The organism is Erwinia sp. V71, assembly GCF_965644245.1.
Classification (GTDB): domain Bacteria; phylum Pseudomonadota; class Gammaproteobacteria; order Enterobacterales; family Enterobacteriaceae; genus Erwinia.
The window spans coordinates 21,060-27,190 of the sequence record NZ_CBFFRK010000057.1; the positions used below are offsets into that span (position 1 = coordinate 21,060).

Genomic DNA, 6,131 nt, shown 5'->3' on the forward strand with positions numbered 1-6,131 from the left:
CTCGCTTATGGCGTTACGTCAGTTTTAAACCACTTCTCGCTGAGCTTTTTCACGGTGCCATCCGCCAGCGCGGCTTTGATCGCTTCATCCAGTTTCGCGCGCAGATCACCGTCCGATTTACGGAAGCCAAGACCTTCACCCTCGCCCCAGATGGGACCGCTCAGCTTCGGACCGGTGAATTGCAGATTGCTGTTTTCAGGTTTAGCGAGGATCGATTCGGCGAAAGTCACGTCGTCAAAGACCGCATCAATACGTTCTGCCTGCAGGTCAAGGATGGCATCTGCAGACGCGTTATACTCACGCACGGTGGCAATATCCCTGAAATAAGCATCGATAAATGGCGTATATACCGTGCCGGAGGCAATGCCGATGGTTTTGCCCTTCAGTGCCTGCTTCAGACTGGCAATCGCTGGCTCAATCTCTTTCGCATCATCGTGCAGCTTAATGATGGCGTGTTCACCTGTGGCTTCCGGCAGCAGTTTACCTTTCGGCGCGATAAAGCTGGCCGGTGTGGAGGCGTAAGGCACGCTGAAGTCGATCACTTTCTTGCGATCGGCGGTGATCACAATCGCATCCATGATCACATCGTACTTACCGGCCTGCAGTCCGGCGATCATGCCATCCCAGTTCTGCACCACCAGCTTGCAATTCATCTGCATACGCTTACAGAGATCCGCCATCAGTTCGGGTTCAAAGCCGCTCAGCTTGCCGCCCGGCAGCGTCAGGTTCCACGGTTCGTAGCTGCCTTCCGTCGCAATGGTGATCGATTTCCACTCTTTCGCCTGTAACGGTAATGCGCCAGTCAGTGCCGCAGTAACAAGGCTGCCAACCAGTAATCGACGGAATAACATCATCTGTTTCATCAAGCGCTCCTGGAGAATTAAGGGTCTGGTGACCATCAGTTAGGGATCATGGGGTGCTGCAAGTGTTATGTCATGTATATACAACCACAACTCTGACAATACCTCAGTGACGAATTATTGCTGTGACACAGGTATTGTTATTGAAATGTTAAGCGTGATTGTTATGTCTTGTACATACAAGTACAGCAAAGAGCGTGCCAGAATAAAAAAAATATCAGGCAACTGATTTATATCATATTTATTCTATAACTTAGTGTAACGCCTGCCAGTAACGCACCAGCAAATGGCACGCTGCCCTGTTATGGAACATCAACACAGCACGGTAAAAAATTTCCGCGACACGCTATTGTATAGACAGATACAGATCACATAACTGGTGTACACTCAGAGCATGTTCACGAAAAAGGTTACTGCTGTGTCTGAGTACAAAACCCTGGCAGAAATGATCCGGCTGGCCAGCGATGAGCCAGCGCCGCTCTATCAGCAAGTGAAGCAGGGCATCATCAATCTGATTCGCAATGGTCACTGGCAGCCGCATCAGCGCGTGCCGTCGGAAAGCGAGCTGGTCAGCAATCTGGCGGTCAGCCGTATGACCATCAACCGTGCGCTGCGTGAGCTGACCACCGAAGGCTATTTAATGCGCCTGCAAGGGGTTGGCACCTTTGTCGCCGAGATCAAAGCCTTTACCCCGATGCTGGAAGTGCACAATATCGCCGATGAAATTGAAAATCGCGGCCATCGCCACACCAGCCGGGTACTGCTGCTGTGCAGCGAACAGGCCAGCACCGCCTCAGCACAGGCATTTAGTTTGCCGCCGGGTGCGGTGCTGTTTCATTCGCGCATCGTGCATTATGACAATGATGTGCCGGTACAGCTGGAAGACCGTCTGGTCAATCCGCAGGTGTCACCGCTGTATCTGCAACAGGATTTCACCCGCACCACCCCGTTTGCTTATCTGACGCAGGTCGCGCCACTGACCGCCGGTGAACATGTGGTGGAAGCCGTGAATGCCAATGCACTGGAGCAACAGCTGCTGAAAATCAGTGACACGGAACCCTGCCTGCAGATCCAGCGTCGTACCTGGCATCGGGAGAATGTGGTGACATCCGCGCGCCTGCTCTATCCTGGCGCGCGTTATAAGATGTTTGGTCGTTTTCAGCAGCAAAGCTGAATTATCCGCGTGCGGCGCCCTGTTCCAGCAAGGTGCTAATCAGCTGTTTTAACAGCGGCTGCAACTCAGCGGCGCGGTCAGCGCGCCAGCCAAACGGCGGTTGCTCATCCATATAGTTACACTGTGCCAGTTCCAGCTGCACCGCATGCTGGTTTTCCGCCGGTTTGCCATAGGCGCGGGTGATATAGCCGCCTTTGAAACGCCCGTTCAGCACCCAGCTGAAGCGCGACTGATTTTCACAGCATGCCACCAGCGCATCACTGAACTCACGCGGGCAACTCTCACCACTGTTGGTGCCAATATTCAGGTCCGGCAGCTGGCCGTCAAACAGCCGCGGGATCACCGAAGCAATCGAATGAGCATCAAACAGCAGTGCATAGCCAAACTGCTGCTTCAGCCGTGCCAGTTCCTGCTGGATCTGCTGGTGATAAGGCTGCCAGATATCCTGCAGATAGCCCTGCCGTTGTGCCTCAGTGGGCGTTTTGCCCGGCTGAAACGTCGGCGTGCCGTCAAACAGCGTCTCCGGGAACAGACCCGTGGTGGCCGTGGTGTACAGCGGCTGATCGTCCGCCGGGCGATTCAGGTCGATAACAAAACGTGAATAGTTGCCCACCAGCAGACTCGCCCCCAGTTCGCGGGCAAAATCATACAGCTGCGGAATATGCCAGTCGGTATCCGGCAGACCGCGCGCCGCGTCACTTAATCCGGCCTCAACTTCCGGCGTCAGCGCCGTTCCGGCATGGGGAATACTGATCAGCAGCGGCAGGCTGCCGGTCGAAAAGTGATACGGGGTCATTGCGCCTCTCCTCGATAGATAACCTGGCAAGGCAGCTGTCCGCCCAGCCAGTAAACCAGTTCCGCCGGACGCGCCAGCGGCCAGTGAACAAAATTCGCCACTTTGCCGCACTCCAGCGTGCCGTGGCTCTTCTCCAGTCCCAGCGCTTTCGCGCCATTCAGGGTGACACCCGCCAGCGCCTCTTCCGGCGTCATGCCAAACAGAGTGCAGGCCATATTCAGCATCAGACGCAGCGACAACGCCGGCGAAGTACCAGGATTAGCATCACTGGCCAGCGCCATCGGCACCTGATACTGACGGAACAGTTCCACCGGTGGTCGCTGGGTTTCACGCAACAGATAAAACGCGCCCGGTAACAGCACCGCTACCGTGCCATGTGCGGCCATCGCCTGTGCATCACTCTCGGTGGCGTACTCCAGATGATCGGCGGACAAGGCGTTGAAACGCGCCGCCAGCGCACTGCCGCCCAGCGATGACAGCTGTTCAGCGTGCAGTTTGACCGGCAGTCCCAGCTGTTGCGCCCGTTCGAAGACGCGCGTCACCTGTGCAGGGGAAAAGGCGAGGTGCTCGCAGAACGCATCCACGGCATCCGCCAGCTGCTGCGCTTTCACTTCCGGCAGCAGACGCTGACAAATGACATCCACCCAGCCATCAGGGTTATCTTTAAATTCCGGCGGGAAGGCGTGCGCCGCCAGACAGGTCGCCATCACATCCGCTGGCACCTGCTGTGCCAGCAGACGGATGGCCTGCAACATACGCAGTTCGCTTTCTTCATCAAGACCATAACCGGATTTGATCTCCAGCGTGGTGACCCCTTCCGCCAGCAGACGATCAATGCGCCAGCGCGCGCTGCTGACCAGTTCATCCAGCGAAGCGGCTCGCGTGGCGCGCACGGTGGAGAGAATACCGCCGCCCTGCGCGGCAATCCCGGCATAGCTGACACCATTAAGGCGCTGCTCAAACTCGCCACTGCGGTCACCGCCAAACACCAGATGGGTATGGCAGTCAATCAGCCCGGGCGTCACAATGCCACCGCCAAAGTCGGTGCGCTGTGCGGCCTGAATCGAGGCTGATTCCTCCCGTGTCCCGATCCAGACAATCTGCCCGTCGCGCACCGCCAGTGCGCCATCGGCAATCAGGTTGTAGCGGCCCTCGCGCATGGTGACTAGGTCAGCCCCATACCACACACTGTCACAGCTTAATTCGACTGCCATTTGCTCTCCCGTCCATCACGCCATTTACAGAAGTCGTTAAAGTATGTATATGTATATACAACCACAACGCCTGAGGATCAACCATGTCGAGTTATTTTGCGCCACGCGCTTTGCTGGCAGAGGGCTGGCAGCACGCGGTTCGGATTGAGGTCAATGCGCAGGGTTTTATCAGAGCGATTCATACCGACAGCGAGGCCGGAGACGCCACTCCCCTGCCCGGCGCGGTGATCCCGGCGATAGCCAATCTGCATTCACATGCCTTTCAGCGGGCGATGGCCGGGCTGGCGGAAGTCGCGGGCGATCCGCAGGACAGTTTCTGGACCTGGCGCGATCTGATGTATCGCATGGTGCAGCGTTTGTCACCGGAACAGGTGGGGGATATCGCCCGCCATCTGTATATCGACATGCTGAAAGGCGGTTATACCCAGGTGGCGGAGTTCCATTATCTGCACCATGATCCGCACGGTAATCCCTATGCTGACGATGACATGCTGCAACAGCTGATCGCAGCAGCAGAGGATGTCGGCATCGGCCAGACGCTGCTGCCGGTACTGTACAGCTACAGCGGTTTTGGCGCCCAGCCACCGCAGGCCGGACAAAAACGCTTTATTCAGTATGCGGAAAGTTATCTGCGCCAGCAGGAGAAACTGCAGCATCTGCTGCGCGACAAGCCGTTGCATAATCACGGTCTGTGTTTCCACTCACTGCGTGCTGTCAGCCAGCAGCAGATGGAGCAGGTGCTGGCAGCGTCCTCATCGCATCTTCCCGTACATATCCACGTTGCCGAACAGGAGAAAGAGGTTAACGACTCCCTCGCCTGGAGCGGTGAACGCCCGGTGAGCTGGCTGCTGAACCGCTTTGCAGTAGATGCCCGCTGGTGTCTGATCCATGCCACCCATCTTGATCAGGATGAAATTCAGCGTCTGGCACGCAGCGGTGCCGTCGCGGGATTGTGCCCGACCACTGAAGCCAACCTTGGCGACGGCATCTTCCCGGCAACGGACTATATCACGCAGGGTGGCCGCTGGGGCATCGGCTCTGACAGCCATGTGTCACTCGATGTGGTCGAGGAGCTGCGCTGGCTGGAGTATGCCCAGCGGCTGCGTGACCGTCGCCGCAATCGTATTGTCACCGCGCAACAACCGTCGGTGGGCGACGTGCTGTACCAGCAGGCGGCTGCGGGCGGTGCGCAGGCGTGTGGCGTGAAAACCGGCGTACTTGCCCCAGGCCAGCGCGCCGACTGGCTGGTGCTGGAACAGGAGAGCTGGCTGGCCAGCTGCCCGGACCATGCGCTGCTCAATCGCTGGCTGTTTGCCGGTCATCGCGGGCAGATCCGTGATGTCTGGGTGGCGGGTAAGCAGGTGATCACCGCCGGGAAACATGCGGCAGAAGCAGAGAGCCAGCAGCGCTTTGCCGCGGTAATGGAGGCGCTGCAATGATGCATCACTACCGCTTTGACACCCTGCCGGTCAGCAAATGGCGCAATGGGGGCGGTGAGACACGCGAAATTATCAGCTGGCCGCCTGATGCCAGCGAGTTTGGCTGGCGCGCCAGTATTGCCACCATCGCCAGCAGCGGAGATTTCTCACTGTTTCCCGGTGTCGATCGGGTGATCACCCTGCTACAGGGTGACAAAGTGGCGCTGCACAGCGAGGGGCATTTGCTACAGACTCTCACGCCAGATCAACCCTTCGCCTTTCGTGGCGAGCTGCCGATCCACGCCACGCTGCATGGCGCAACCAGTCATGATTTCAATATCATGACGCGCCGCGACCAGTTCGACAGTGCGGTTATCGTCACTGATAGCGCGCAACAAAGTGAAATGGGGGTTTGCTGGGTCATCCGTGGCGAGTGGCAATGTGGTGCGCAACGTTTACAGGCGGGCGAAGGTGCATGGTGGACGGAAGATGGCACACCACTGACGCCATGCTCCGCTCAGGCCTTGCTGCTGTTTGCCGCGATCAGCCGTGTCCCTTAAAACGCCCCGGAGTGTGTCGGGGTGAAATAAAACAACGCGAATTCAGATAATAAGTGCAACGCTTGGTCATGTGGATGGAGGGACGGTTAGCTACCGATAAGCTATCCTG

The 6,131-nt window shown here is 57.5% G+C and carries 6 protein-coding genes; 3 read left to right on the forward strand and 3 right to left on the reverse strand.

The window, feature by feature from the left end:
• Nucleotides 1-5: 5 nt before the first annotated feature.
• Entirely contained in the window at nt 6-863 is an 858-nt protein-coding gene (locus tag ACSZO1_RS13115) for a transporter substrate-binding domain-containing protein (protein WP_437613214.1), read from the reverse strand.
• 415 nt (nt 864-1,278) lie between these two features.
• On the opposite strand from ACSZO1_RS13115, the gene hutC reads away from it, so the two are divergent.
• Nucleotides 1,279-2,034: a histidine utilization repressor gene (hutC, locus tag ACSZO1_RS13120; RefSeq protein ID WP_437613216.1), complete on the forward strand. Its 756-nt coding sequence runs from the start codon at nt 1,279-1,281 to the stop codon at nt 2,032-2,034.
• A gap of 1 nt (nt 2,035) precedes the next feature.
• Here the strand turns inward: hutC and hutG are convergent, their stop codons facing one another.
• Entirely contained in the window at nt 2,036-2,830 is a 795-nt protein-coding gene (hutG, locus tag ACSZO1_RS13125) for an N-formylglutamate deformylase (RefSeq protein ID WP_437613218.1), read from the reverse strand.
• Nucleotides 2,827-4,044 (reverse strand): imidazolonepropionase, encoded by a 1,218-nt coding sequence (gene hutI / locus ACSZO1_RS13130; RefSeq protein ID WP_437613220.1) that lies wholly within the window; start codon nt 4,042-4,044, stop codon nt 2,827-2,829. Before hutI ends, hutG begins: the two co-directional genes overlap by 4 nt.
• Before the next feature lie 83 nt (nt 4,045-4,127).
• Here hutI and ACSZO1_RS13135 point away from each other — a divergent pair, with 83 nt between their 5' ends.
• On the forward strand, nt 4,128-5,483 hold the full coding sequence (locus tag ACSZO1_RS13135) for a formimidoylglutamate deiminase (protein ID WP_437613222.1): 1,356 nt from the start codon (nt 4,128-4,130) through the stop codon (nt 5,481-5,483).
• Nucleotides 5,480-6,022 carry a HutD/Ves family protein gene (locus tag ACSZO1_RS13140; RefSeq protein WP_437613224.1) on the forward strand — a complete coding sequence of 181 codons (543 nt, stop codon included), beginning with the start codon at nt 5,480-5,482 and terminating at the stop codon, nt 6,020-6,022. The genes ACSZO1_RS13135 and ACSZO1_RS13140 overlap by 4 nt, the downstream gene beginning before the upstream one ends.
• Nucleotides 6,023-6,131: the final 109 nt, after the last annotated feature.

Bases quoted from the DNA above. Each gene is read 5' to 3' on its own strand.
- ACSZO1_RS13115 (WP_437613214.1), bottom strand. From the start codon at position 863: ATGAAACAGATGATGTTATTCCGTCGATTACTGGTTGGCAGCCTTGTT.
- hutG (WP_437613218.1), bottom strand. From the start codon at position 2,830: ATGACCCCGTATCACTTTTCGACCGGCAGCCTGCCGCTGCTGATCAGT.
- hutI (WP_437613220.1), bottom strand. From the start codon at position 4,044: ATGGCAGTCGAATTAAGCTGTGACAGTGTGTGGTATGGGGCTGACCTA.
- ACSZO1_RS13135 (WP_437613222.1), top strand. From the start codon at position 4,128: ATGTCGAGTTATTTTGCGCCACGCGCTTTGCTGGCAGAGGGCTGGCAG.
- ACSZO1_RS13140 (WP_437613224.1), top strand. From the start codon at position 5,480: ATGATGCATCACTACCGCTTTGACACCCTGCCGGTCAGCAAATGGCGC.